Origin of the sequence: Streptomyces sp. AK02-01A (assembly GCF_033795305.1) — a bacterium.
Taxonomy (GTDB): Bacteria; Actinomycetota; Actinomycetes; order Streptomycetales; family Streptomycetaceae; genus Streptomyces.
On sequence record NZ_JARBAE010000032.1, the window covers coordinates 1 to 23,576 of the forward strand.

At 68.6% G+C, this 23,576-nt stretch carries 25 protein-coding genes and 2 pseudogenes; 18 read left to right on the forward strand and 9 right to left on the reverse strand.

What is annotated here, in order from left to right; genetic code table 11:
- Together PV679_RS25345 and PV679_RS25350 are read left to right on the forward strand one after the other, a co-directional pair.
- On the forward strand, positions 1 to 195 hold a 195-nt coding region (locus tag PV679_RS25345; protein ID WP_319682698.1), incomplete at its 5' end, for a hypothetical protein.
- A gap of 762 nt (positions 196 to 957) precedes the next feature.
- Positions 958 to 3,174, forward strand: a complete 2,217-nt coding sequence (locus PV679_RS25350; RefSeq protein WP_319682699.1) for a helix-turn-helix domain-containing protein — start codon at positions 958 to 960, stop codon at positions 3,172 to 3,174.
- A gap of 13 nt (positions 3,175 to 3,187) precedes the next feature.
- Here PV679_RS25350 and PV679_RS25355 read toward each other — a convergent pair.
- Positions 3,188 to 3,352, reverse strand: a pseudogene (locus PV679_RS25355) (FAD-dependent monooxygenase); the annotation flags it as partial.
- A gap of 189 nt (positions 3,353 to 3,541) precedes the next feature.
- A complete protein-coding gene (locus PV679_RS25360; protein ID WP_319682700.1) occupies positions 3,542 to 3,934 on the reverse strand; it encodes a hypothetical protein in 393 nt (130 codons plus the stop codon).
- Between the two features lie 67 nt (positions 3,935 to 4,001).
- On the opposite strand from PV679_RS25360, the gene PV679_RS25365 reads away from it, so the two are divergent.
- Positions 4,002 to 4,274, forward strand: a complete 273-nt coding sequence (locus tag PV679_RS25365) for a hypothetical protein (RefSeq protein ID WP_319682701.1) — start codon at positions 4,002 to 4,004, stop codon at positions 4,272 to 4,274.
- 42 nt (positions 4,275 to 4,316) lie between these two features.
- On the opposite strand, the pseudogene PV679_RS25370 reads toward PV679_RS25365, so the two are convergent.
- Positions 4,317 to 4,474, reverse strand: a pseudogene (locus PV679_RS25370) (IS5/IS1182 family transposase); the annotation flags it as partial.
- Between the two features lie 564 nt (positions 4,475 to 5,038).
- Here PV679_RS25370 and PV679_RS25375 point away from each other — a divergent pair.
- A complete protein-coding gene (locus tag PV679_RS25375) occupies positions 5,039 to 5,737 on the forward strand; it encodes a type 1 glutamine amidotransferase domain-containing protein (protein ID WP_319682702.1) in 699 nt (232 codons plus the stop codon).
- Positions 5,738 to 5,808: 71 nt separating this feature from the next.
- On the opposite strand, the gene PV679_RS25380 is transcribed toward PV679_RS25375, so the two are convergent.
- Positions 5,809 to 6,372 carry a TetR/AcrR family transcriptional regulator gene (locus tag PV679_RS25380; protein ID WP_319682703.1) on the reverse strand — a complete coding sequence of 188 codons (564 nt, stop codon included), beginning with the start codon at positions 6,370 to 6,372 and terminating at the stop codon, positions 5,809 to 5,811.
- 221 nt (positions 6,373 to 6,593) lie between these two features.
- On the opposite strand from PV679_RS25380, the gene PV679_RS25385 reads away from it, so the two are divergent.
- Positions 6,594 to 7,058 carry a nuclear transport factor 2 family protein gene (locus PV679_RS25385; protein ID WP_319682704.1) on the forward strand — a complete coding sequence of 155 codons (465 nt, stop codon included), beginning with the start codon at positions 6,594 to 6,596 and terminating at the stop codon, positions 7,056 to 7,058.
- 58 nt (positions 7,059 to 7,116) lie between these two features.
- Here PV679_RS25385 and PV679_RS25390 read toward each other — a convergent pair whose 3' ends face one another.
- The gene (locus PV679_RS25390; protein ID WP_319682705.1) at positions 7,117 to 8,175 is read right to left on the reverse strand and encodes an NAD(P)-dependent alcohol dehydrogenase; all 1,059 of its coding nucleotides are present in this window, start codon (positions 8,173 to 8,175) and stop codon (positions 7,117 to 7,119) included.
- Positions 8,176 to 8,406: 231 nt separating this feature from the next.
- On the opposite strand from PV679_RS25390, the gene PV679_RS25395 reads away from it, so the two are divergent.
- Together PV679_RS25395 and PV679_RS25400 are read left to right on the forward strand one after the other, a co-directional pair.
- Positions 8,407 to 9,321, forward strand: a complete 915-nt coding sequence (locus tag PV679_RS25395) for a helix-turn-helix transcriptional regulator (RefSeq protein ID WP_319682706.1) — start codon at positions 8,407 to 8,409, stop codon at positions 9,319 to 9,321.
- 67 nt (positions 9,322 to 9,388) lie between these two features.
- On the forward strand, positions 9,389 to 10,453 hold the full coding sequence (locus tag PV679_RS25400) for an SDR family NAD(P)-dependent oxidoreductase (protein WP_319682707.1): 1,065 nt from the start codon (positions 9,389 to 9,391) through the stop codon (positions 10,451 to 10,453).
- Here the strand turns inward: PV679_RS25400 and PV679_RS25405 are convergent.
- Positions 10,361 to 10,972, reverse strand: a complete 612-nt coding sequence (locus tag PV679_RS25405) for a helix-turn-helix domain-containing protein (protein WP_319682708.1) — start codon at positions 10,970 to 10,972, stop codon at positions 10,361 to 10,363. The two genes, PV679_RS25400 and PV679_RS25405, sit on opposite strands and share 93 nt — an antisense overlap.
- Before the next feature lie 169 nt (positions 10,973 to 11,141).
- Here PV679_RS25405 and PV679_RS25410 point away from each other — a divergent pair, with 169 nt between their 5' ends.
- From PV679_RS25410 to PV679_RS25435, 6 genes are all read left to right on the forward strand, one after another.
- Entirely contained in the window at positions 11,142 to 11,768 is a 627-nt protein-coding gene (locus tag PV679_RS25410; RefSeq protein ID WP_319682709.1) for an LUD domain-containing protein, read from the forward strand.
- Between the two features lie 20 nt (positions 11,769 to 11,788).
- On the forward strand, positions 11,789 to 12,757 hold the full coding sequence (locus tag PV679_RS25415; protein ID WP_319682780.1) for an NADP-dependent oxidoreductase: 969 nt from the start codon (positions 11,789 to 11,791) through the stop codon (positions 12,755 to 12,757).
- 29 nt (positions 12,758 to 12,786) lie between these two features.
- Positions 12,787 to 13,224: a nitroreductase/quinone reductase family protein gene (locus tag PV679_RS25420; protein WP_319682710.1), complete on the forward strand. Its 438-nt coding sequence runs from the start codon at positions 12,787 to 12,789 to the stop codon at positions 13,222 to 13,224.
- 286 nt (positions 13,225 to 13,510) lie between these two features.
- Positions 13,511 to 14,200, forward strand: coding sequence for an SDR family NAD(P)-dependent oxidoreductase (locus PV679_RS25425; RefSeq protein WP_416069800.1), 690 nt, complete (start codon positions 13,511 to 13,513; stop codon positions 14,198 to 14,200).
- Between the two features lie 142 nt (positions 14,201 to 14,342).
- On the forward strand, positions 14,343 to 16,790 hold the full coding sequence (locus tag PV679_RS25430) for a SpoIIE family protein phosphatase (RefSeq protein WP_319682712.1): 2,448 nt from the start codon (positions 14,343 to 14,345) through the stop codon (positions 16,788 to 16,790).
- A gap of 72 nt (positions 16,791 to 16,862) precedes the next feature.
- Complete coding sequence (locus PV679_RS25435; RefSeq protein ID WP_319682713.1) at positions 16,863 to 17,771, forward strand: aminoglycoside phosphotransferase family protein; 909 nt, start codon at positions 16,863 to 16,865, stop codon at positions 17,769 to 17,771.
- Between the two features lie 19 nt (positions 17,772 to 17,790).
- Here the strand turns inward: PV679_RS25435 and PV679_RS25440 are convergent, their stop codons facing one another.
- Positions 17,791 to 18,405, reverse strand: a complete 615-nt coding sequence (locus PV679_RS25440) for a TetR/AcrR family transcriptional regulator (protein WP_319682714.1) — start codon at positions 18,403 to 18,405, stop codon at positions 17,791 to 17,793.
- A gap of 197 nt (positions 18,406 to 18,602) precedes the next feature.
- Here PV679_RS25440 and PV679_RS25445 point away from each other — a divergent pair, with 197 nt between their 5' ends.
- Positions 18,603 to 19,463, forward strand: a complete 861-nt coding sequence (locus tag PV679_RS25445; RefSeq protein ID WP_319682715.1) for an oxidoreductase — start codon at positions 18,603 to 18,605, stop codon at positions 19,461 to 19,463.
- 8 nt (positions 19,464 to 19,471) lie between these two features.
- Here the strand turns inward: PV679_RS25445 and PV679_RS25450 are convergent, their stop codons facing one another.
- Entirely contained in the window at positions 19,472 to 19,768 is a 297-nt protein-coding gene (locus PV679_RS25450; RefSeq protein WP_319682716.1) for a SpoIIE family protein phosphatase, read from the reverse strand.
- Between the two features lie 83 nt (positions 19,769 to 19,851).
- Here PV679_RS25450 and PV679_RS25455 point away from each other — a divergent pair, with 83 nt between their 5' ends.
- On the forward strand, positions 19,852 to 20,118 hold the full coding sequence (locus PV679_RS25455) for a hypothetical protein (protein WP_319682717.1): 267 nt from the start codon (positions 19,852 to 19,854) through the stop codon (positions 20,116 to 20,118).
- Between the two features lie 676 nt (positions 20,119 to 20,794).
- Here the strand turns inward: PV679_RS25455 and PV679_RS25460 are convergent.
- Complete coding sequence (locus PV679_RS25460; protein WP_319682781.1) at positions 20,795 to 21,184, reverse strand: transglycosylase SLT domain-containing protein; 390 nt, start codon at positions 21,182 to 21,184, stop codon at positions 20,795 to 20,797.
- 497 nt (positions 21,185 to 21,681) lie between these two features.
- Here PV679_RS25460 and PV679_RS25465 point away from each other — a divergent pair, with 497 nt between their 5' ends.
- The 3 genes from PV679_RS25465 to PV679_RS25475 all read left to right on the forward strand — a co-directional run bounded on the left by PV679_RS25465 (position 21,682) and on the right by PV679_RS25475 (position 23,537).
- Positions 21,682 to 22,014, forward strand: coding sequence for an MmcQ/YjbR family DNA-binding protein (locus PV679_RS25465; RefSeq protein WP_416069803.1), 333 nt, complete (start codon positions 21,682 to 21,684; stop codon positions 22,012 to 22,014).
- A gap of 308 nt (positions 22,015 to 22,322) precedes the next feature.
- Positions 22,323 to 23,057, forward strand: coding sequence for a hypothetical protein (locus tag PV679_RS25470; protein WP_319682719.1), 735 nt, complete (start codon positions 22,323 to 22,325; stop codon positions 23,055 to 23,057).
- A gap of 12 nt (positions 23,058 to 23,069) precedes the next feature.
- A complete protein-coding gene (locus tag PV679_RS25475; protein ID WP_319682720.1) occupies positions 23,070 to 23,537 on the forward strand; it encodes a hypothetical protein in 468 nt (155 codons plus the stop codon).
- Positions 23,538 to 23,576 lie beyond the last annotated feature (39 nt).

Here is a 23,576-nt window from a genome sequence, read left to right on the forward strand (position 1 = left end):
TGTCGCGGGGCGTGGTCATCGGGCGGCCTCTTCCAGGTGGCGCTGGACGTAGTCGTCCAGGGCGTGGGTGGGGATGCGGCCTGCGCGGCCGTGTTCGGCACTCCGTTGGGCGCGGTGGGTGCCAGCACCGGCGATGAGCTGTACGAGCAGACCATCCGCGCCATACTCCGTGCCGAATTTGGCGTATGGCAGTAAGGTCCTCGTGCGTCGCAGCCGCTCCAGCAACAGCACGACATAACTCCCGTACCGCTGACGGCAGTATCGACGGCAACACCCACGGATTCCCCCGCACAGCCACGGACAACAGCGGACCCCACAACCGCCGTTGACCTGCGACCCCTGGACGGTATTTCGTTCACTGGGGGTCAAGGGGCCGCAGGTTCAAATCCTGTCGTCCCGACCAGCGTTTTCGCAGGTCGCAGGCGGTATCGGAGAAATCCGGTGCCGCCTTTCCGTGTTTCTTGAGGACCGATTGGGGACCAGCCGGTCCAGCGGGGTCCAGCGGCGGGGTCCTGGGGCGGGCTGGACAGCGAGGGTGATGGGTGCTCGGACGGGGTTGAGGTGTGCGGTGAGGGCGTTGCCGGCGTTGGTGATCCTGGCCGGGGCGACTTCGAGTGGCGGCTCGCCGATCGCGTGCGGGCCGGCGGCGAGGTTCATATCTCCGGGCAAGGTTCATATCCGTGAAAGATCAACACGGGTCAGCCCTTAGGGTGCATATCGAGGCGTGATTAATCCGTGGACGTGCTGGGGCCCGATCGGGCGGATCGTCTTGAATGGCGCGAGGGCGCCCGACGAGGAGAGACAGCGCATCGGGCCGAGGCCGTGATCCGGCCGTTCAGGACGGGCGGGCAGCGGCGGGAGATGCCGAGGGAGTTCGGCGCCTGGCCGACCGTCCACAACCGCGTCGGGGCGGAGAAAGGAGGAGGGGTTGTGTCTGGGGAGAGACCGTTCGGGGTTGTGCTGCGTGATCTGCGGCAGCAGGCTCGTTTGACGATGGAGGAGCTGGCCGAGGCGTCCGGTGTGAGTGGCCGGGCGATCGGCGATATGGAGCGGGGGCGCAGCCGGGTTCCGCAGCGGCGTTCGGTGGTGGCGCTGGCGGAGGGGCTGGGGCTGGCGGATACGGAGCGGGAGGCTCTGCTGGCGGCTGCGCGGGCGGGGCGTTCGACGGGTGAGGTGGCGGTGGCGGGGACGGCTGTGCCGCCGCGATCCGTGGGGGACTTCACGGGACGCCACCGTGAGCTCGCGCGGTTGCGGGAGGCAGCGGACCGGTCACGTAGCGGTGTGTCGGTGTCGGTCGTCTCGGGTCCTCCGGGGTGCGGGAAGACGACGCTGGCGCTGAAGGCGGCGGCGGACCTGGCAGGGGAGTTCCCTGACGGGTGTTTTGTGGTGGACCTGCACGGGGTGGAAGGCCCTGTGGACCCGGGTGAGGCGCTGCTGAAGCTGCTGAAGGCCCTGGGGGTGTCGGACCGCAGGCTGGCGCAGGAGGACGCGCAGGGTCGTGCGGGGTTGCTGCGGGCTCAGTTGGGTGAGCGCCGGTGCCTGGTGGTGTTGGACAACGCCCGCGACGAGGGGCAGGTACGTCCGCTGCTGCCTCCGGGCGGGCGGAGTCTGGTGCTGGTCACCAGCCGGCGGCCGTTGACCGGGCTGGAGGACGTCGACCGCCTGGCGCTGTCGGAGATGGCGCAGGCTGAAGCCGTCGAGCTGCTGAGCCGAATCCTGGGCAAGGAACGGGCCGAGGCGGAAACCGGGGCCGTGGCGCGGGTGGCGGAGCTGTGCGGACGTCTGCCGTTGGCCTTGCGGGTGGCGGGGAACTGGCTGACGGTCCGGTCGGGGTGGAGCGTGGAGCACCTGGTCCGCCGCCTGACCGACGAGGAACGCCGGCTGGGCGCCCTGGCCGCGGGTGACGTGCGGGTGGAGGCGGCGTTCGAGCTCTCCTACCGCCAGCTGACTTCCCAGGCCGCCCGGATGCTGCGGCTGCTGAGCCTGGTCCCGGGGCCGGACATGACCGCCGCCTATGGCGCCGCGCTGACCGCCACCGACGTCTTCGAGGCCGAGGACGTGATGGAGGATCTGGTGGAGGCCGGGCTGCTGCAGGCATCCTTCACCGGCCGGTATCAGCTGCACGACCTGCTGCGGCTGTTCGCGCGCACCCGCCTGTCGCGCGAGGAGGAGCCCGGCGAGCAGGAAGCGGCCGAGGAGCGGCTGCGCGCCTGGCTGCTGGAGACCGCAACCGTCGCCGGCCGCCGGGTGGACGGCGCACCGCCCGCGTCCTCGCAGAGCCTGGTCCCGCTGGAGAGCCCGGAGCAGGCCCGGGCCTGGCTTGAGAGTGAAGCCCCCGCCTGGTTCGCCGCACTGCGCGGCGCGGCCGCCCGTGGCGAGCACACCCGGGTGGTGGAGACCGCCGCTGCCATGGAATGGTTTGTCGGCCTGTGGGCCCTCTGGGGGCACTGGCCCGAGGTCTTCCGCCTGTCCAGCGAGGCCGCCGCCGCACTCGACGACCCGTACCTGCAGGCCGTCCACCTCAACCTCTACTCCTGGACCCTGGCCGACTGCGAGCAGCGCTACCGCGAGGCCATCGAACGAGCCGACGAAGCGCTGGAGTGCGCCCGCCGCGCCCAGGACGCCTCCCAGCAGGCCTGGGCACTGAACTACGCGGCACTGGCCCACTATTACCTCGGTGAGAGCCAGAAGGGCTTCGACAAGGTTCGCGCCGCCGTCGACCTGTTCGAAGCCGCCGGCGACCACGAGGCCTGGCTCGCAGCCATGACCTTCCAGCGGATCTTCCCGCGCGAACTCGGCCGCGCCGAGGAAGCCCTGGTCCTGCACGAGCGCATAATCGCCTTCCTGGATGCGCCCGACTGCCCGGTACGCGGGCACGTCGCCGACCGATGCCGTGCCAAGACGATCAGCGGCCTCGGTCGCGATTACGCCGCTCTGGGGCGGTGGCGCGAGGCAGCCGACCACTTTCGCAGTGGCCTGCTCCAGATGCGGCGTATCGGCGTTCCCGATGTGGAGGGCAGCCTGCTGCTGGATCTGGGTCAGGCCCTGATCGAGCTGGGAGAGACCGCTGAGGCCCGCTCCTGCCTCCGCCAGCTCCTTGCCCTCGGCGACACGGCGGACAGCAATGACCTGAAGGCCGCGCGGAAGCTCCTGGACTCGCTTCCCGGCGAGTGAGCGACGCCTGCCACTGAGCGGCCATCTTTACGCTGCGCGCGTGCGGGCCGCGCCCGCGGGACTGCTTGGTCGGCTCGGTCAACTACTCCAGCACGACCACGTGCACACCGTGCGGCCGCGACTCGTCGACCAGCATCAAGCCGGTCGGTCCGCCGCCGACCACGATCACGCCAATCATCAAAACGCCCGGCGGCGCGCACACCCGCACTTCCGCGCCTGAGGTCGCCCAAGGGCTGTCCGCAACACCTGGCCGCAGTCGAGATCTTTCGGCATTGCCCGCCTCCACGACCCGCTCCTCGAAGCTGAGATTCTGCAGGTAGTGGCGGCTGTGGTCGGACAGACGCCGGTGACGCGGACGCGGATCACCTCAGGGCTCGAACGAGTCCTCCGTGCTGGGACTTGGAGAGCGTTGGATGCCGCTGCATGCCAGGAGCTCGGTCCCGGTGGCGTCGAAGTAGAGTGTGAAGAGCGAGAGCCGGTCTGCCGCGACGATGGTGCCGGTACGCAGTTGCTTGCCGCGGTGCCGCGCGAGGATCTCAACGGTCTCGCCGAGGCCGAGGGTTGGCAGGCCGCGGTCCAACGACCGTCTCAGCCTCGTCGCGGCGATGCCGGCGACCATCCAGTGGGGCACCTCCCTGTCCGAGACCTGTACGTCGCCGCCGGCGGCGATGGCTTCGCGTGCTGCCTTGCACGCGTTCGTCTGGTCGGTGAGCATCGCGGCGATGTCGGGCCGGCTTGGGTGCTCGTCCTTGATGGCCATGGGGTGACTGTAGAGACTGAATGCGGACGTTGCTACAGGACCCGGCCTGGCCTGCGCGGGGCGTGCGATGGAGGACGGCGGCGAAGCGGATGTCTACCACAAGTCCCACGGCGATAAGGGGATGCCGTGCGTGACGGCGACGCACTTTGCCGGTGGCGCGATGCTCGGCGTGCTTGCCCGGCTGGCGGCAGCCCTCGGAGCCTCGATCGTCCCCCAAAACGGTGGGGCACTGATCTTCCACGAGGAGGAGCGCCGTCATCTTCCTGTGGAGCTTCAGGAGGACGCGGTTGTCATCGCTCCCACGGCGGACGCGTTGCAGGCGGCGTTCAACGCGCGCTGAGCGTTTCCGCCTCCGACCAGGTTGCCAGTCCTGTCCGCCGAGTCACGGGTGGAGCCATGGGCGGATGGTCGCTGTGGTGACGGTGCCGTGGAAGACATAGGCCCGTTTGCTGTAACGGCTCGCGACGGCGCGGGAGTTCTTGAGCCGGTTGATGTCCGTTCGGCCTTGTTGCGGCGCCGATGGTGCGCACGGTCGAAGCGTGTTTCAGGATCCCGTTGAGCACCGCGCGGTGGTTGCTCCACTGGCCTCCCCGACCGCCTGACGGCGGCAGACGCGGCTCCAGAAGCGACAACTAACGATTCGTCAGATCCCTCCGAGCCATGCCCGAAGCAACGAGCAACCGGCGTGAAAGCCACATGATCCGCCGGACAGGCCAGGCGGTCGTCGCGGTGGCGAATTGACGTCTCGACATATCCATGTTCCGCACTCCAATGGAGGATCATCCGGGACTCTTCGGGATCGTCAACTACATTGCACTGCCCGGCCGGTGGGTGATGCCCACGATGTGGACGGTGCGGAGGCCGGGCCGATCCGGCGCTGTCGCTGTGGCGACCGGCGCGTGCCGCAGGAGGGCGCCTGGCTCGCGACGCCTGGCACGGGCGCTCGCCGCGTGGTCTGAACGCCCGCATACTGGATGTATTCGGGCGTTCCGGCAACGTAGCGAGGCGCCGTAGCGTCGCGCGCGCCGGGATTACGGGACAGCCCTTACGCAGCGCTGTGTCGCGGCCCGGTGGTCGCCGGGCCGGGCCGAGGAGGCGATTTCGATGGCGAAGATCCTGTTTGTTGTCACGGGAGCGAGTTACTGGACATTGAAGGACGGCCACAGGCATCCGACGGGCTTCTGGGCCGAGGAGTTCGTGGCCCCGTACACAGCGTTCACGCAGGCCGGTTACGAGGTCACGGTGGCGGTGCCCGGCGGCGTGGTGCCGCGAGTCGACACCATGAGCCTGTGGCCCGAGATGGCCGGCAGTGCGGAGGTCTCCCGCGATGAGGAGATGGTGGTCGAGCGGGCCGACGAACTGCGGCGCCCGATGCCCTTGCAGGACGTCCGCGTCGAGGACTACGACGCGGTGTTTTATCCGGGCGGCCACGGTCCCATGGAGGACCTGGCCTTCGACAAGGACTCTGCCAGGATCCTGACGGAGGCCCTCGCCTCGGGCAAGCCGCTGGGCGTGGTCTGCCACGCGCCGGCCGCGATGCTGGCCACCAAGCGGGCCGACGGTACGTCTCCGTTCGACGGATATCGGGTCACCGGCTTCACCAACGACGAGGAAGAGGCGGTGGGCTTCCGGTCCAAGGCCAAGTGGACGATGGAGGACGAGGTCAGAAAGCTTCACGTGGATTTCTCCCGCGGCCCGCTCTGGGAGCCGTACACCGTCGTCGACCGCAATCTTCACACCGGCCAGAACCCGGCCTCGGCAGGACCGGCGTCCCGGGAAATCCTCGAAGTCCTCGCGAGGTGAACCCAGGGAACGCCCGAGATGACCCACTGGACGGCGTTGGGAGGTGCCGAACACAGTGCCGGGCCCGGCGCTCAGGACCACCACGCCGGGGCGCAGGCGTTGACCGCCTCGACCAACTCGTCCCGCGTGATGGTCTCATCCAGCAGCCATTGCTTGATCGCTCCGACAAAACCGTGCGAAAGGAACTGGGCCACGATCATGTGACTGCTCTCCGGCACCGGCAAAGGAGCCGATCGCTCGATGAAGGGCAGGCTGTATTCGGCGAAGTGGTCGGCCAACGCCGCATAGACACCCTGATCGGCCGGGTCAAGAAGGGCTCGGCGATAGATCTCGGCGAAACGCAGAACGTGGTCGGCGATGTCCTGAGTGGCCAGCCGAAGCGCCTCGTCCGCCTGAGTGCTTCCCGTCCTCCGGCGGGCTTCATCCTCGTGACGGGCGGAGTCCAAATCCCTTCTCAGGACATGGACCAAGACCTCAAGCGGTGTGCCGTACCGGTTGTAGACGGTGGCACGGCTGACGCCGGCCCTGTCGGCCAGCTCGGAGACGCTGATCCGAGACGCTGAGCGCTCGCCGGCAAGTGTGATCACCGCCGCCTCCAACGCATGTGCCGTGCGGCTGATTCGCGGATCCACCATGCCGCCACTCCTCGCTTCCCTCCCCTTCGCCGATGGTGTCACGCCGACCGCCTCCGGACGGACCAGGGGTGCGGACGCGGCCTGTCCTCGGTTGAGCACGGCCGGCGTCGCGAGGTAGTCTATTTGACAGATGTCAAATAGTTGGTCGCCCCAGCGCCGCTCAGGCGCCGGCGTCCCCGCCGCATTCGCTTCTCGTTTCGCCGCACGCTCGGAGAATCACCATGGGAATTCACCACACTCTCTCTCCTCAGGAAGGGGCCGACCGCCTCGCCATCCGTGAGCTCATCGACGCTTACGCACACTGCGCGGATCGGCGTGACGCGGAAGGCCAGATGGCGCTGTTCACCAAGGACACGAGTTTCGTCGTCCACATGGACAGCCGTTCCGCGGAGCCGTCACAGCGGCTGCGCGGGAGAGAGGCGCTCGCCCCTGTCTTCGACCATCTGAATACCTATGAGACCACCACCCATTTCAACGGCCAGAGCACCGTGGTCCTCGACGGCGAACAGGCCACCGGTGAGTCGTACTGCCTTGCACACCATGTGTGGACGCTCGACGGCAGGCGCACACTCATGGTGGCCTCCATCCGCTACCTCGACACATTCACCAAACTGGACGGTCGCTGGTTCTTCGCGGAGCGGAAGCTGATGGTCGACTGGACTGAGACACGTCCCGTGGCTTCCTGAGGCCGCAGCCGCTGAAGGGAAGAGCCGGCCGCCTGTCGCCGTGACGAGGCGGCTGGTATCAGGCCGATGCGGTGATGGTGGCGGTGTCGATGACGAAGCGGTAGCGCACATCGCCACGGTCGAGCCGGTCGAGGGCGGTGTTGACCTGGTCGGCAGCGACCGTTTCCGTCTCCGCGGTGATGCCGTGCCGGGCGCAGAAGTCCAGCATCTCCTGGCACTGCCCGACGCCGCCGTTCTTTGTGGAGGCGATGATCCGGCGTTTGTCGCCGAGGAGGGGTCCGTGGAAGTCGAGTGGTTCCGTGCTGACTCCCGCGTTGACCAGGACTCCGTCCAGGCGCAAGAGGTTGAGGTAGGCGTCGAGGCCGCCGCCGGCACCCACGGTGTTGACAACCAGGTCGAAGGATTCGGCGAGTTCGGTGAAGGTGGCGGAGTCGCTGGTGGCACGGTAGTCGTCGGCTCCGAAGCGCAGTCCGTCGTCGCGCTTGGCCAGGCTGCGGCCGAGCGCGGTCACCTCGGCGCCCATCGCGTGGGCGAGTTTGATCCCGACGTGGCCCAGGCCGCCCATGCCGATGACGGCGACCTTTGTGCCGGGTCCGGCGTTCCAGCGTCGCAGCGGGTTGTACATGGTGATGCCGGCGCACAGCAGCGGTGCGGCGCCCTGGAGCGACAGGGCGTCGGGGATGTGGAGCACGTAGTTCTCGTCGACGACGATCTGCCGGCTGTAGCCGCCGTACGTGGGCCGTCCCTGGTAGTCGACGCCGCCGTAGGTGAGGACCTCGCCCTTGAGGCAGTGCTGTTCCTGTCCGGCCAGGCACGCGCCGCACTCCCGGCAGGAGTCGACGTAGCAGCCCACGCCGACCCGGTCACCCACCGCGTGGCGGGACACGTCGGTGCCGACGGCGCTGACATGTCCGGCGATCTCATGGCCGGGCACCATCGGGAAGACCATGCCCGCGCCCCACTCCTCGTGCAGCAGCGCCAGGTCGGTGTGGCAGATCCCCGTGTAGGCGATGTCGATGACCACGTCGTGCGGACCGGGAGCGCGGCGCTCGATGGCCGTGGGCCGCAAGGGAGCCTTGGCGCTGGGCGCGGCAAGCGCGGGGACCTGGGTGGTCATGGTGATCTCCAAACGGATGGAACCAGGAAACGGACGGACGGGGCGGTACCGGTGTCACAGCGCGGGTGCCGCGATCGGGTCGCGGCCCGCCTCGTACGGGACGGCCGCGCCACTGCCCAGACGACCACGCCAGGCCAGGGCTTTGAAGAGGCAAGGTGATACCGCTGAGGGTGGTACCAGCGGAGCCAGGCCGGGCCACCGGCTGGCCGGGATCGCGCCTACGGTGGAGGTATGACCGACCGCCACCCACTGGGAGAGTTCCTGAGCTCGCGCCGTGCCGCTCTCGACCCGCAGCGCGCCGGACTGCCTGCCTCCTCGCTCGCCCGAAGGGTCGCGGGGCTGCGCCGGGAGGAGGTGGCCGCGCTGGCCGGCATCAGCGCTGCCTACTACACCAAGCTGGAGCAGGGCCGCGTCGGCCAGGTGTCGGACCAGGTCCTGCGCGCCGTCGAGGACGCCCTCCAGCTCGACGGCCTGGAGCGGGAGCACTTCCGTACGCTCGTCCGGGCCGCCGCAGGCCGGCCCTCACCCGGGCCGAGAGGCGGGCCGGCGACCGGGCCGGCATCGCGGCCCGTGTCCAAACCCCGGGCGGGGCTCGTCGCGATGGTCCACGCGCTGGACACGCCCGCACTGCTGCACGGCCCACGCCTGGATGTCCTGGCCGTCAATGACGCCGCGCGGCTCCTGATCGACGACTTCGACGCGCTGCCGCTCAGGGAGCGGAATCTCGCCCGCTGGACGTTCCTGAACCCACGCGCGAAGGTCGTCTATCCCCAGTGGACACAGATCGCGCCGCAGACCGCCGCGGCACTGCGTCATCTCACCGTCAGCAGGCAGGGAGACACACTGCTGGAGCAGCTCGTCGGCGAGATCATGATCGCCTCACCCGAGTTCGCCCGGTATTGGTCCGACTACCAGCTCTACGAGCACTCCTACGGAAGCAAGAAGTTCTTCAACGAGACCGTCGGAGAGCTGGATCTGCACTACGAGACGCTGTCCCTGACAGGGGACGACGGGCAGAGCGTCATCCTCTACACGGCGGACCGGAACTCACCTTCGGAGGACAAACTGCGCCTGTTGGCAAGCTGGAACGCTCCGAGTGACACCGCCGGAGAGCCGGGCCGCCTTCCGCGCCCCGGTGCGTCCTGAACCGGTCCGGCTTGGACAGGCAAGACAAGCCGAACAAGCAAGACAGGTGAGATGGAGGCGGCTGAGCATGAGTACCAACGAGAAGGTCTGGTTCATCACCGGTACCTCACGCGGCTTCGGCCGCGAGTGGGCCGAGGCCGCGCTGGAGCGTGGCGACAAGGTCGCCGCCACCGCCCGCGACACCGGCAGCCTTCAGCCGCTCACCGACAGGTACGGCGACCTGGTGCTGCTGCCACTGGAGCTTGACGTCACCAACAAGCCGGCGGTGGACTCGGCCGTGGCCCGCGCACACGAGCACTTCGGCGGCCTCGACGTCGTGGTCAACAACGCCGGTTACGGCCTGTTCGGCACTGTCGAAGAGATCTCCGAGACCGAGGCCCGCGCCCAGATCGAGACCAATCTCTTCGGTGCGCTGTGGGTGACCAAAGCGGCGCTGCCGATCTTCCGCGCGCAGGGCAGCGGCCACTTCCTCCAGGTGTCGTCGATCGGCGGTGTGATGGCCTTCGCGAACCTGAGCATGTACCACGTCTCGAAGTGGGGGCTGGAGGCGTTCAGCCAGTCGCTGGCCCAGGAGATGGAGCCCTTCGGTGTGCACGTCACCGTTGTCGAGCCGACCAACTACGGCACGGACTGGAGCGGCAGCTCCGCGGTCCACGCCACTCCGATCGATGTCTACGAGCCGGCCCGAGCCGCCCGCGCCGCGCGGATCAAGCCGGGCATGGTCGGCGATCCCGCCGCCACTCGCGGCCCCATTCTGGAGATCGTCGACTCCGAGCGGCCACCTCTGCGGTTCCTTCTCGGCCGGGGCCAGGTGGACCGGATCGCCGCCGAGTACGAGCAGCGCATGAAGTCTGGCGCGCCTGGGAGGAGCTCTCCGAGCAGGCCCATGGCGACCCGCGGCAGTAACAGGCGGACGAGTGTGGCGACGTCTGCCGCACTCCTCATGGCTGCTCCGGCTCCGCCCGGCTTTTCACGTGGTGTGTTCCGGAGCGTCGGCAGGTGGTGCCAGTCGGCAGGCGGTGTCGGTCAGCAGGTGGTGTCAGGGACGGCAGACGCGTTGGACGAGGTCCTGCCAGGTGCGGGCGAGCCGCTGTTCCACCTGGAGCGCGGTGCTGCTGAGTTCGGTCGCTGACATATAGAGCAGGAGTGGGCCTTCGAGGGCCGCGGTGAGCTGGATGGCGAGCAGCGCGACATCGGCGGGGCCGAGGTCGATCCCTGCGAGCAGCATCCGGATGTGGGTCTGCGATGTCTGGGAGCCGGCCGGGATGGGCTGGCGGCCGTCGAGTGCCGCGCGCGCGATCTCGCGATGCTCGACGAGAAAACGAACGCGGGCCTGCCCGTAGGCGATGAGGCGCTCAATGGGCGAAGCGCCGGGACCCAGCGGCGGCGGACCGGCAAGTACCTGCTCCTGCAAGGTGCGTTCGCCGTCGTCCAGCAGTGCCTGGAAGATTCCCGCGCGCGTGCGGAAGCGGCGGTAAACGGTCCCTTTGCCGAGTCCGGACCGTTCGGCAAGCGCGTCCATGGTGAGCCGGTCCGCCCCGAGCTCCGCGAGCATCTCGCGCGCCGTGGCCAGCAGGTGCTGCCGGTTGCGTGTCGCGTCAGCACGCTCGGTGGGCGACGACGCACCCCATGTCACGACTGGCCGGTTCATGGCCTCACTCTACCGTCCTGCTGGCTAAGCGGGGTAAAGTCCGTTTATGCTCGTCGGGACGCCGTCGAGGCTGCGGTCACACCGCGGCTTCGTACTGTCCGAGCGTCCCTGGTCGACGGCGCGGCGCCGCTGACCCGGCAAGACAAGAACGGAAAGCAAGGGGCTGGCAATGACCACAATCGACACGTCGGCGCGTTTCACGACGCTGCCCGACGACGCGACGCTGTCCGCCACGGTTGCCGCTCTGCAGGAGCGCGGGTTCGGCGTGGAGGTCGTCGATGACGTCCACGCGGCCCGCCGAGCCGCCTTGGCGCGTATCCCGCACGGTTCGTCGGTGATGACGAACGCGTCGGTGACGCTGCAGGAGACCGGGATCGACGACGCGGTCAACAAGGGCGACGCGTACGAGTCGGCGCGCAACAAGATGTTCGCGCTGGATTTCACAACGCAGGCACGGGAGATGAAGGTGATCGCCGGCCAGGCGGACTACGCCTTGGGCAGTGTGCAGGCGGTCACCCGGGACGGGTCGCTCGTCATCGCGTCGGCCTCCGGCAGCCAGCTCGCCGGCTACGCCTGGGGCGCGGCGAACGTGATCTTCGTTGTCGGCGCGCACAAGCTCGTGCCGACGCTGGAAGTGGCCCGTGAGCGGGTCTATCAGCACAGCCTCAAGCTTGAGGACGTCCGCGCGCAGGCGGCGTACGGGCAGCGCAGCAGCGTCGGAAAGGTCCTGGAGATCCACCAGGAGCAGCCGGGCCGTATTCACATCATCCTGATCCGGCAGCAGGTCGGGTTCTGACCGGGCGGCCGGCCGTGGTGATGGTGCGCGCGATCGCGGCGACCGCCTGGCGCGGAGTGGATGCCATCGAGGTCATGGAGGTGGCGTCCCGGCCGCCTGGGCGGGATGAGGTCGTGGTCGCCGTGCACGCGACGGCGATCAGCCCGTTCGACCTCAAGCGCGCCGCGGGGATGATGGGCCGCGACGAGCGCGTGCTCCCGCTGCGCCTCGGGAACGAGGCCGCCGGCGTTGTCACCGCTGTCGGCGCGGACGCGGTCGGTTTCGACGGCGTGCCGCTGGCGGTCGGTGACGAGGTGCTGGGGCACTGGCTGCCCGGAGCGCAGGCGGACGAGGTCACTCTGCCCGCGGGCGTGCTGCTGCGTAAGCCGTCCTCGCTCAGCTTCGCCGAGGCGGCCGGGCTGCTCGGCAGTGGCACCGCCGCCGTGCACACGCTGGAGGCGGCCCGTGTGCACGACGGAGACGTGGTCCTTGTGCACGGTGTGTCCGGAGCGGTCGGCGGCATGGTGGCTCAGCTCGCGAGGCTCCGCGGCGCCCGTGTGATCGGCACCGCCTCACCGGGCCGCCACCAGCGACTGCGCGCCATGGGAGTACAACCGGTCGGCTATGGCGACGGCCTGAGCGAACGCGTCCGGGCACTGGCTCCCGGTGGCGTCTCGGCGGCCATCGACACCGTCGGCACCAACGAGGCGATCGCGGTGTCCCTGGAGCTCGTGGCCGACCCCAGCCGTGTCGTGACCATCGCGAACTTCCAGGCGGCGCTCGCCGCGGGAGCTCAGGCGCTCGGTCCCGGACCGGACACCGAACGCATCCGCACCGCCGCCCGGCTGGATCTCGTACGACTGGCGGCGGCCGGCCGGCTCGTCGTCACCATCGCCGCGGAGTACCCGCTGGAGCGGGCTCGCGCCGCCTATGCCGTCCTGGCCGGTGGTCATCCGGGCGGCAAGCTCGTTCTCCGTCCGACGCCATCAACACCATCACGATCCATATGAGGTCCGCACGGACAAAATCGGAGGACACCATGGCTGATCAGTACGCGGACGCCAACGCCCGAGTGATCGAACAGTTCCGCGCCAACGGCGGCGAGGTCGGCGGCCCGTTCGAAGGAAAACAACTGGTGTTGCTGCACCATGTCGGCCGTGCCACCGGCCAGGCGCGGATCACACCACTGGTCGCCGCCGGCGACGGAGACGCCTACCTGGTGTGCGGGACGGCCGGAGGCGCACCGCGGGACCCCGCGTGGGTGGCCAACATCGAGGCCGGACCCGGCTGGACCACCGTGGAAACCGGCCGCGAGACGCTCCGCGCAACAGCCACCGTCGTCCGCGCCGCTTCGCCGGACTGGCGGCGGCTCTACGGCATCTGGTCGGCGTACTGGCCCGACAGCACACAGTACGAGACCCGCACCACCCGCAAATTCCCGGTCATCCGTCTCGAACCGCTCACGCGGTCGCGGTGAATGTCGTGCCGTCCGGCCCGGGCCGTGAGGGCTGTCCGGTAATCCCTGGTGGATCAGCGCGCGACGACGATTCGGACCGCACTCCTTCTGATGGCGGCGCACGCGTCACGGCGGGATCCGCTCACTCATGGGCCGAGGGCCGGGTTACCGCGTCCCATGAGGCCGCCTCGTCATTGCCCAACGAGCGCGAATTCCCTTTCCATCATCTCTTCTTGAGCATCATGTCTCCATTGGAGCAGTCATGTCCCAAGTGATAGCGATCTTCGGCGCCGGGACCGGTCTCGGAATGTCACTCGCCCACCGGTTCGGCAGAGAGGGTTACAGAGTCGCTCTGATCGGCCGCCGCGAGGAGCGACTGCGCGGTTTTGTGTCGGATCTGGCAGCCGACAGCATCGAGGCCGCGGCCTTCACCGCAGATCTCATCGACAGCGCGGCCGTGCCGGGCCTGATCGCCGCGATCCGCGAGCGCTTCGGCCGGATCGACGTCGTGGCATACGGACCGACCGCCACCGATACCGGGTTCACCTCCGCGACGCGACTGACCAGCGAAGCGCTCAGCGACCGGCTGAAGCTGTTCCTCCTCACACCGATCGAGGTGGTGCGGGCCGTCCTGCCGGAAATGATCGAACGCGGTGACGGCGCCATCCTCGCCACCCACGGAATCACCACCCTGCGGGCGCTGCCGCATCTGAGCGGACCTGGCACCGTCACGGCCGCGACCCGAAATTATCTGCATTCTCTCAACGCGGAGCTGTCGGACACGGGCGTGTACGTCGGGAACCTCATTGTCGGCGGCTACATCGCCCGTGGCGGGAAATATCAAGCAGCGGTGGCTTCCGGCAAGCCGTCCGGCATGGCTGCGCCTCCCAAGGGCATGGCGCTGCCTGTTTTCAACCCTGACGTTCTCGCCGAGTTGTACTGGGACATGAACAGCAAGCGTGATCGTGCCGAGGAAATCGTTCCGGCATCGGATTGACCGGTGCCGCCTCCTTCCTTTCCCTCGGCGGGAGGGCGCGGCACGGTCCGGCGTCCGATCCAAACCTTTATCGCGCGATATGCCCGGGTAGGACCCGAAGGGAGAGCGGCAGGACGCTCCGTCGGGGAACCAGGGAGCCGCAATGGATGAACATGCCGATGCCATGGGCGAGCCGGGCTTTTGCTTCCCGGCTCCCGCCGTCGCGGTGCTGGACGAACACGGCAGGATCGTGGAGTGGTCGGCCGAAGCGGAGCTCCTGGTCGGTATGACCTTCGCGGAAGTGGAGGGCCGGCCGTTCGACGATCTGCTGATCGCGCCGTCGGCGCGGAAGTCCCAGCCGGTGGGCGAGGCGCGCACCGAGCCGGCCTCGGGAGAGCTGGGTGCGGCCGGCACCGGTGGTACGCGCGCGGTCCTCGCGCGCTCCGCGTCGGGCAGGGACACGGATGTCTTCCTGTGGGCATCGCCACCGATCAGCCACGGGCGCCGGCTCGTATTGTTCGTTCCGTTCGGCCAGGCACTCGGATGGGGACATGGATTCTCCTTTCTGAACGCGGTATTCGGACAGGAAATGGTCGGCATGTCATTCCATGACACCGATCTCACTGTGGTGCGGACGAACATCACCCCGGACATGTTCGGCGGTCCACCGCTCACTCCCGGTGACCGGCTGGACGCCGTCATGCCGGTGGATGACGCGGCGGCGGTCGAGGCGGTGCTGCGGCGAGTCCTGAAAACGGGCGTCCCGATTTTCGGGTACGAGTCACAGATGCGTTCCCGGAAGCCCGGTGAGCGTCAGTGGACGCTGTCCCTGAGCGTGATGCGTATGGAGAACACCCGGGGGGAGCCGGCCGGGCTCATGGTGTCGGTCCATGACGTCACCGATCAGAGCAGGATCCGGCGTCACCGAGATCTGCTGCACCGGTCCGCCGGCCGGCTCGGGATGTCTCTCGACGTCACACGGACGGCGCGCGTCCTGACCGACATCGTCACACCGGAGCTGGCGAATATCGCCACGGTCGATCTGGCCCAGCCCATCCTGTCCGGCGGCGAACCGCCTCAGGTGATCGGTGCCGCTGAATCCGACCTGGTCCGTATCGCGGTCGCCTCGACCGACGGCCCGTGGCCCGCGGAACTGCTCCAGATCGGCGGCGTCTACACCGTTCCGCCGCTGAGCCCGCAGTTGCGCGTGCTGCAGAAGAACCGTTCCGTCCGGCTGAGCCGGGACGAGGTGACCCGTGCGCTGGGGGAGAGGGCCGCACTTTTCGTCCCTCCCGATGCCCACACCTTGGCCGTAACGCCGCTGCACGCCAGGGGCCGGCTGCTCGGCACGATCGCCGCGTGGCGCACCCGGCAGCCCGGAGCCTTCGACGACGCCGAGACGGAGCTGCTCGCGGAGATCGGTTCCCGGGCCGCGCTCGCCATTGACAACGCGCGCCGTTACGCCAGGGAGCACCGTACGGCGATGGCCTTGCAGCGACGACTCCTGCCATGGGCGACCACGGACACGCCGGCGGCCGAGACCGCCGCCATCTACCGGCCGGCCCACGGCGGACACGCCATCAGCGGAGACTGGTTCGACGCCATCCCGCTGCCGTCCCTGCGGGTGGCGCTGGTCGTCGGCGACGTCTTCGGACACGGCCTGATCGCCAGTGCCACGATGGGCCGGCTGCGCACGGCCATCCAGACCTTCGCCGATCTGGAACTGGAGCCCGCGGAGGTCCTCACGCACATCGACGACCTGGTCCACCGGCTCGCCGCCGAAGCGCCACCGGCCACACGCGACGTGGTGGGAGCCACCTGTCTGTACGCGGTCTACGACCCGATCACCCGCCGCTGCACTCTGGCCAGCGCGGGACAGCCACCGCCGGTGCTGATCGGTCCCGAAGGCACTCCCCGGCTGATCGATGTCAACGCCGGTCCGCCTCTCGGAGTCGGCGGCGTCCCCTACGAGTCCGTGACCGCGGAGATCGAACCGGGCAGCATCCTCGCTCTCTACACCGACGGCGTGCTCGGTCTGGAACCGTATGCCGACGGCGACGGAATGCGGCGTCTCCAGGACGAGATCGCCGTCCAGGCGCGTACGCACATGGCGCTGGACGACATCGGCCGGGCGGTTCTCGGCGACGCTCCGGGAGAACCGTCACGCGACGACGTCACCCTGCTGCTCTCCCGTATGCGAGAACTGCCGAGCGGCAATGTGCGGAGCTGGAAATTCCCGGCCGACCCGAACGCCGTCTCCGAGGCCCGCGCTGTGACCAGGCACCAGCTCCACGAATGGAACCTGGGCGATATCGCGTTCACCGCGGAACTCGTGGTGAGTGAACTCGTCACCAACGCCATCCGCTACGCGGGCGGCGGGCCGGTGGAACTGCGCCTGATCCGGGACGGGACGCTGATCTGCGAGGTCACCGATCCGAGCAATACGCAGCCTCGGCTGGTGAGGGCCGGCGACACCGACGAAGGCGGACGCGGACTGTTCATTGTGGCGCAGTGCACCACCCGCTGGGGCTGCCGCTACGGACGCAGAGGCAAGACCATCTGGACCGAGCTGCCACTTGTCGAGGACGCGACCGACCCGCGTGCCGCGTAGATCCTGCCGGACTGCCGGAGAGACGTCAGTAATCCGTTGCCCGGAGTCATGGCCGGAGGCGATGATCGTGGGATGGTCTCCCTCGCCCACGACGGCCGCGCCGGAATCGACGCCGCACTGGTGAAACGTCTGATCGCCGCGCAGTTCCCGCGCTGGAGCGGTCTGCCCGTCACTCCGGTGGAGGTCGACGGCTGGGACAACAGGACCTATCGCCTCGGCGACGACATGACGGTCCGTCTGCCCACCGCCGCCGGTTATGTCCCGGCGGTCGACAAGGAGAACCACTGGCTGCCCCGGCTGGCACCGTCGCTGCCGGTCGCCGTGCCACCGATCCTGGCCAAGGGCGCTCCGGGCGAGGGCTATGCCTTTCCGTGGTCCGTACGCGGCTGGCTGCACGGCGAGACGGCCGACCGAGGACGCGTCGAGGACATGCCGCGATTCGCGATCTCGGTGGCCGAGTTCCTTCTCGCTCTCCAGGGCTGTGAGGCCGTCGGCGGCCCGATCGCCGGAGAGCACAGTTGGTACCGGGGAGCGTCGCCGCGCCACTACGACGAGGAGACCCGCCGCTGTCTGGCCATGCTCAAGGGCCGTGTCGACACCGATCGGGCCGCCGCCGTCTGGGATGCCGCGCTCGCCGCCGAGTGGTCCGGAGCGCCCGTGTGGTTCCACGGCGACATCGCTTCCGGCAACCTGCTGGTCGCGGACGGGCAACTGACGGCTGTCATCGACTTCGGCACGTCGGGCGTCGGCGATCCCGCCTGCGATCTGGTGATCGCGTGGGGGATGTTCTCCGGCGACAGCAGGAAGGCGTTCCGGCACGCCGTCGGCCAGGACGACGGCACCTGGGCGCGCGCCCGGGGCTGGGCGCTGTGGAAATCCCTGCTGGTTCTCTCCGAGTGCACCGAAGCGGATCAGGAACGCGCCGCCCTCAACCGGCATGTGATCAGCGAAGTCCTGGCCGACCACGACCGCTTCGCATAGGCCGGCGGCGTCGGCCCGGTCAGTTCGCCGGAGGTGTGGACGCTGTCATGATGTGGCGCCAGATCTCCATGGACGTCGCGGCCGCCTGCGCGAGTTCGTCGCCGGCGGCACACGATGCCTGGTAGAAGCTGCGCTCGGTCATCCAGCACAGCGCGCGTGCGAGCGCCGGTGCGTCCGCGGGCCCGTGTCCGTCGGGCACGCCTGCCCTCAGCAGCAGGCCCGTCATCGTCTCGGCGAAGAAGCCGACGGTCTCGTTCCACGACCGGCCGATGGCAGGGTGCACCGCCGCGTAGTCGACAGCGGCGCGCATCACGGTGCCATGTTCGCGCCATGCCTTCTCGACTCGCCCGACCGCTTTCTCCATGGCGTCGAGCGGCGAGGACGCCAGGTCCTCGGCGGTGTTCGGTGCTTCCGCCCGGATGGCGGCCATCGTGCGGTCGACCAGCGCCGCGAGCACTTCCTGCTTGGATCCGAAGTAGAAGTACAGCGACCCACGGGAGATACCGGCGCCTTTGGCGATCGCGTCGACCGTCATCTTCTCCAGGCCGATGCGCTCAAGCAGTGTCTCCGCCGTGTCGAGCAGAGCCTGTTCCCGCTGATCGCCCTTGCTCGGAGCGCCGCTCCGTCTGCCCATCGCGCTTCCTCTCCTCGCCCGGCTCCTCGTCCGGCTCTCTGCCGAAGGCTACTGCCACTCACTGACAAATCTACTCCATGCTGGAAAAAATCTGCACTGTGTAGGCTGGAGAGATGTCGTCCCGCCTCGGCAACGAGTCGAGTGGCTTTCCACCGGGACGCACTGGACTCCGGACGAATCACAGGAGCACACATCTCATGAATGACGCGCCACGCAAGACATTTCTGATCACCGGCGTCAGCAGCGGGCTGGGCCGCGCCTTCGCCACCGCCGCACTGCGGGCCGGCCACACCGTCGTCGGCACGGTACGCAAGGAATCCGACGCCGAGACGTTCACCGCTCTCGACCCCGAACGCGCTCATGTACGTCTTCTCGACGTCACCGACGAGCAAGAGGTCTTCGCGGTGGTCCGGGAGGTCGAGGAGTCCGTCGGCGCCATCGACGTACTGATCGCCAACGCGGGCTACGGACTGGAAGGGACCTTCGAGGAGACCCCGATGGCCGCGCTGCGCGCCCAGTTCGAGGTCAACGTCTTCGGCGCCGCGACGACCGTGCAGGCCGTTCTGCCCTTTATGCGCGAACGGCGCCGTGGGCATATTCTGGCCGTCACCTCCATGGGTGGCCTGGCCGCCTTTCCCGGGGTCTCGGCCTACTGCGGCAGCAAGTACGCCCTGGAGGGCATCCTTGAGTCGGTGGGCAAGGAGGTCGCGGGATTCGGCATCCATGTGACCGCCCTTGAGCCGGGCTCCTTCCGTACCGACTGGGCGGGACGCTCCATGGTTCGCGCGCCGCGGACCATCGCCGCCTACGACGAACTGTTCGAACCGATCCGCGCCGCGCGCCGGACGGCCAGCGGACAGCAGCTCGGTGATCCCGCCAAGGCCGCCGCCGCCGTCCTGCACGTCCTCGACGTACCGCGTCCTCCCGCTCACCTGGTGCTCGGCTCCGACGCGCTGCGTCTGGTCCGGGCCGGACGTGAGGCCGTCGATCACGACCTCGACGCCTGGGAGGACCTCTCCCGCTCGACCGACTTTCCCGTGGGCGCCGAAATCAAGTAGCCGGTACGTCAGGCCAGCCGGACGGCGAGCAGTGCGATGTCGTCGTCCTGGTCCTCGCCGAAGGCCGGCAGCAGCGCGTCGCGGAGCTCCGTGAGCTCCGCCGGGCCGGCCGGCGCGGCGGCGCTGAACTCGGCGAGGCTGTGGTCGAGATGCTCGGTGCGCACCTCCACCAGCCCGTCGGTGATGAGGACAAGGCGGGTGCCAGGTGCGGTCTCGTGCACCGTCGCGACCGGATGCGGCAGGCCGAGACCCAGCAGTGGGCCATGGTCATGGAGGAAGCGGGCCTCGCCGTCCGGACCGAGCACCAGCGGCGGGATGTGGCCGGCGTTGGAGACATGGACGCGGTGCCCGTCCCGTCAGTGTCAGTGGCGGCTGGGATGCTGCCGGTATGGACGAGTTGATGCGGCGCCGGGTGTACGGCGCCGACCATGATGATCCGGACCCGGGACCTCAGCCGGGACATGTCTACCGGGAACTGGTGGGCGGGCCGCTCGACGGGCTGCTGCTGGACGTCACGGGCTGGACGGACCGGCGGCTGCGCGAAGGAGCCGCGCTGCTCACCGAGATCGGTTCGTACGGAGCCGGCGGTCACACGGAGTACGGGCCTCGCGACACCGATCCGCGTCGATGGGACTGGCGGGGCGACACTCCGTAGAGCGGTGGTCTGGGATGCGATGGAGCCGGGGTGACATCGCATCCCAGGAGTGGGGCCCGCCGTGGACGGCCAACTTCCGTGCGGACGAGGGGCATCGGAAGTCCGCTCCAGTGCCGCGCCGACAGCGCCGGAGAGTGCCGGAATGCCTCCGTTCCGGCGCGACGACGGCGACCGCGGGACGGCGCCCGAGGTGCGGGTGTTCGCGGCGGACAACAGCACCGCCGCATGGCCGAGCGACAGACGGTCGCGTCGCCGGTCGAGGGCATCACTCTGTCCACGGAGCAGGACTTCAGTCACATCCGATGGCACTCGGAACAATTCCGGGGACCTTCCCGAAAGCTCCCGGGAGCACCGGTCGTCACTGAGCGTGCCCGCTCCGCCGATATTGGACGAGAATCCGGCCCGAATAGAGCCGCCTGAGCACCGGGCGGTTTTCCTCCACGACGACGTGGACCTTTAGGAAAACACATTGACCGCGAGAACCCGGGGCGAGAAAGCGAAATGTCGGTCACATGCGACTTTCGCCTGAATACGGCCGAGGGCCGTGTCCTGTGTGAAGGGATCGCTCTGGTGGCCAGAAAGTACTTCCATGGACTGGCGCCCCATGCCGGGAAGAAGATGTATCCGAGAATTTCCGACGCGCAGGGCCGACCCACCAGGGATTACGGGACAGTCTTTAGTACCAGTTGTTTCGCTGCCAGAAGCTCCAGGCCCGGCAGGGAGTCTTGTACCGGGTCTTGATGTACTTCAGGCCCCACCTGATCTGCGTTCGAGGGTTGGTGCGCCAGTCCGGTCCGGCCGAGGCCATCTTGTGGGCGGGATACGCCTGAGGAATTCCGTACGCGCCGGACCTCGGGTTCCCGGCTCGATGGTTCCATCCGCTTTCGCGGGTCCAAAGACGGTTGAGGCACCGGTACTGCGCCGGCGAGAGCATGTTTGCGGCAATGGCGCGGTTGCTGCCGGAGACGGAAGGCGAGGCATTTGCCTGCGTGACGCACAGCGGGGTCGCCAGGAACAAGACGGTGACAGTGAGGACGGTGGCGGGACGCAGCGGGCGCCCGGGCATTTCGAGAATGCGTGGGGACACGTGGTGTCCTTTCTGCGGGAACAGGCCCACGGCTATCCGTGGGCTTTCCAGTTCCTACAACCGTAGGGTCCTCATAAATAGAGTGGGTTGTTTTGAGAGGCCGTGTGGGTCAACCACGCACCTTTCGTGTGGCTTGGGCCCCGGGGCCGTTAGCGCGCGGCGCGCCGGGGCCATGTCGTCACGAGCCGTCCCAAGGGCCGCCGGTCGTGTCGGGAGCCGGCTATCTCGATGACCGTCCGGGCGGCCGGATTCGGCTGCCGGTGGTGACGGTGCCGGGAGATCACCGGCAACCTCCCGCCGAGGACCGGAGCCTGCTCCGGCATCCGGTTCCGGACCGGCCAACTCTCCGCCGTCCCGGCCGGATTGACCGCGCGGCGAAGCGGCTGTGGAGCGGCCGGCGGCCCGCTCACCACGAGCCGTGACGGCCGTCTACGGTGGTCTCCGTGATTGATGCGAATGATGTCCGCCGTATCGCGATGTCCCTTCCCGAAACGGTGGAGAAGGAAGCGTGGAGCATGCCCACTTTCCGGGTCGCCGGAAAGATGTTCATCACCGTCCCGGACGACGAGACGTCGTTCGCCGTGCGGTGCCCGAGGCATGAGCGGGAGGAGCTGATCGCGGCGGAGCCGGAGAAGTTCTGGGTGCCGCCGCACGAGGCGAGTTCCGCGTGGGTACGGGTGCGGCTACGCGCTCTGGAGGACTTGGACGAGCTGCGCGACATCCTGGTGGACTCATGGACCCAGGCCGCTCCGGAACGCCTCGCGGAAGCCTTTCCCGCGCTGCGGCCCGGGGCGGGAAAGAGCGCCTGACCGACGGCGGCCCGGTCCCGTGCCGTCCCGGCCGCCCTCGCCCGTACGGCCGCGCCAGGACCGGGCGCGGCGCCCGGCCGCATCACTCCATCAGGTGATTGAGCTGGGAAAACGCCCTCTACTCGGATGGGATGCGAGATTCTCGTGGCCCATGCGACAGACCGATCTCGCGAGCCCTTGTCCGCCAGGCCCCGGCTCGCACGGGCGGTTTTGTCCGGCGGGCCGGCTCGCGAGATCCGGTCCGGAGGACGGACTCGGGGCGCGGAGCCCTTGGCCGGTCGCGACGGCGAGTAGAGGAGACCAAGGGCATGCATCTTTCGTGGAGGAGCGCTACGGCGTCCGTCTGTCTCGCACTGGCGCTGACGGCGTCCGGTGCCGCAGGGACATACGCGGCGCCCGCGACGAACAAATCGGCCACCGGTGAGACGCATCTGGCCGGTGTGGCGCCTCCGGCCGAGGACAGGACCTTCATCTCGACCACCGCCACAGCCACGTCGGAGACGACCCTGCGCGTGGTGCTGGACGCGAAGTCCCATGGCGTTCCGCTCAAGTTGACCCGCGCGGAGAGGGAGCGCATCGCGGCGATCGTCCACGGCCGGCCGGCCGGTCGGCGGACCGTCGCGCCAGAGGTCCTGTCCGGTGCCTGGCAGCCGGGCTCGGAGACCGGGCGGAAGAAAGGGCCAGGGACGCTCCGCTGCGACAAGAATCCGAGCTGGAGCGACGCGAACGGCACGCTGAGCGCTCGCTTCAACTGTCGGTACGGCACCATCAACTGGGGCTACAAGATCTCCACGAGGGTGAAGTCCTTTATCACCGGAAACGTCAATGAGCGAGGCGTCTCGTGGTGGAACAACGGTAAGAGGAAGCCGAAGAACGCCGGGCATGTGGTGGGTAAGAGCTACCATTTCCATGGCACTCTCAAGCCGGTCAAGCACGACGATCGTGTGCAATTCCAGGACTACATGACCTTCCGGGTCAATATCGGCGGAAGGACCGGCACCGGTTCGCTCACCTGGGCGGCGGATGTCAAGGCCAAGAAGTGACGAAGTGGCGTGATGAAACTGACCAGCGCCTCAGCCCTGCGATGGGCCCACATCATTCTGCGCCAGCTCGGCGATCCCGCCGGCCACACGCTCAACGCGACGGCGGTGGTCGCTGAGCGGGAGTCCGAGGCACCGGCCACGGAGAGCGCCTTTACCTCCCGTCTGCGTGTGGACGGAGAAGTGGAGCCCGGTGAACCGTCATCGGCGGAGGACCGTGAGGCGGTCCTGGTCACGCTCGCGTTCGACGACGACTCCTCCACCAGTGTGTTTCTGGAGGAGTCGCTGACCGAGGACGAAGCTGTGGCGCTGCTGGCCGAACAGCTTCAGGAAAGTGTGCTGGAGCACACCGGAGGCACTCCGGCGCCTCCCTGTCCGGGCCACAGCCACCCGGCTGTGCCCGAGGTGGTGGACGGCGTGGCCTCCTGGACATGCCCGGAGGACGGCAGTACGCGTCCGATCCTTCCGGTAACCGCCGGATAACCGACCGCCGTTCACCGTTTGTCGCGGCCCTGGAAGCGG

Coding starts and splice junctions, on each gene's coding strand:
- PV679_RS25390 (WP_319682705.1), bottom strand. CDS start 8,175: ATGACCACCCAGGTCCCCGCGCTTGCCGCGCCCAGCGCCAAGGCTCCC.
- PV679_RS25410 (WP_319682709.1), top strand. CDS start 11,142: ATGACCACAATCGACACGTCGGCGCGTTTCACGACGCTGCCCGACGAC.
- PV679_RS25440 (WP_319682714.1), bottom strand. CDS start 18,405: ATGGGCAGACGGAGCGGCGCTCCGAGCAAGGGCGATCAGCGGGAACAG.
- PV679_RS25425 (WP_416069800.1), top strand. CDS start 13,511: ATGTCACTCGCCCACCGGTTCGGCAGAGAGGGTTACAGAGTCGCTCTG.
- PV679_RS25365 (WP_319682701.1), top strand. CDS start 4,002: ATGGAGGACGGCGGCGAAGCGGATGTCTACCACAAGTCCCACGGCGAT.
- PV679_RS25430 (WP_319682712.1), top strand. CDS start 14,343: ATGGATGAACATGCCGATGCCATGGGCGAGCCGGGCTTTTGCTTCCCG.
- PV679_RS25395 (WP_319682706.1), top strand. CDS start 8,407: ATGACCGACCGCCACCCACTGGGAGAGTTCCTGAGCTCGCGCCGTGCC.
- PV679_RS25475 (WP_319682720.1), top strand. CDS start 23,070: ATGAAACTGACCAGCGCCTCAGCCCTGCGATGGGCCCACATCATTCTG.
- PV679_RS25470 (WP_319682719.1), top strand. CDS start 22,323: ATGCATCTTTCGTGGAGGAGCGCTACGGCGTCCGTCTGTCTCGCACTG.
- PV679_RS25460 (WP_319682781.1), bottom strand. CDS start 21,184: ATGCCCGGGCGCCCGCTGCGTCCCGCCACCGTCCTCACTGTCACCGTC.
- PV679_RS25380 (WP_319682703.1), bottom strand. CDS start 6,372: ATGGTGGATCCGCGAATCAGCCGCACGGCACATGCGTTGGAGGCGGCG.
- PV679_RS25400 (WP_319682707.1), top strand. CDS start 9,389: ATGAGTACCAACGAGAAGGTCTGGTTCATCACCGGTACCTCACGCGGC.
- PV679_RS25435 (WP_319682713.1), top strand. CDS start 16,863: ATGGTCTCCCTCGCCCACGACGGCCGCGCCGGAATCGACGCCGCACTG.
- PV679_RS25405 (WP_319682708.1), bottom strand. CDS start 10,972: ATGAACCGGCCAGTCGTGACATGGGGTGCGTCGTCGCCCACCGAGCGT.
- PV679_RS25420 (WP_319682710.1), top strand. CDS start 12,787: ATGGCTGATCAGTACGCGGACGCCAACGCCCGAGTGATCGAACAGTTC.
- PV679_RS25375 (WP_319682702.1), top strand. CDS start 5,039: ATGGCGAAGATCCTGTTTGTTGTCACGGGAGCGAGTTACTGGACATTG.
- PV679_RS25465 (WP_416069803.1), top strand. CDS start 21,682: ATGTCCCTTCCCGAAACGGTGGAGAAGGAAGCGTGGAGCATGCCCACT.
- PV679_RS25455 (WP_319682717.1), top strand. CDS start 19,852: ATGGACGAGTTGATGCGGCGCCGGGTGTACGGCGCCGACCATGATGAT.
- PV679_RS25445 (WP_319682715.1), top strand. CDS start 18,603: ATGAATGACGCGCCACGCAAGACATTTCTGATCACCGGCGTCAGCAGC.
- PV679_RS25385 (WP_319682704.1), top strand. CDS start 6,594: ATGGGAATTCACCACACTCTCTCTCCTCAGGAAGGGGCCGACCGCCTC.
- PV679_RS25415 (WP_319682780.1), top strand. CDS start 11,789: ATGGTGCGCGCGATCGCGGCGACCGCCTGGCGCGGAGTGGATGCCATC.
- PV679_RS25360 (WP_319682700.1), bottom strand. CDS start 3,934: ATGGCCATCAAGGACGAGCACCCAAGCCGGCCCGACATCGCCGCGATG.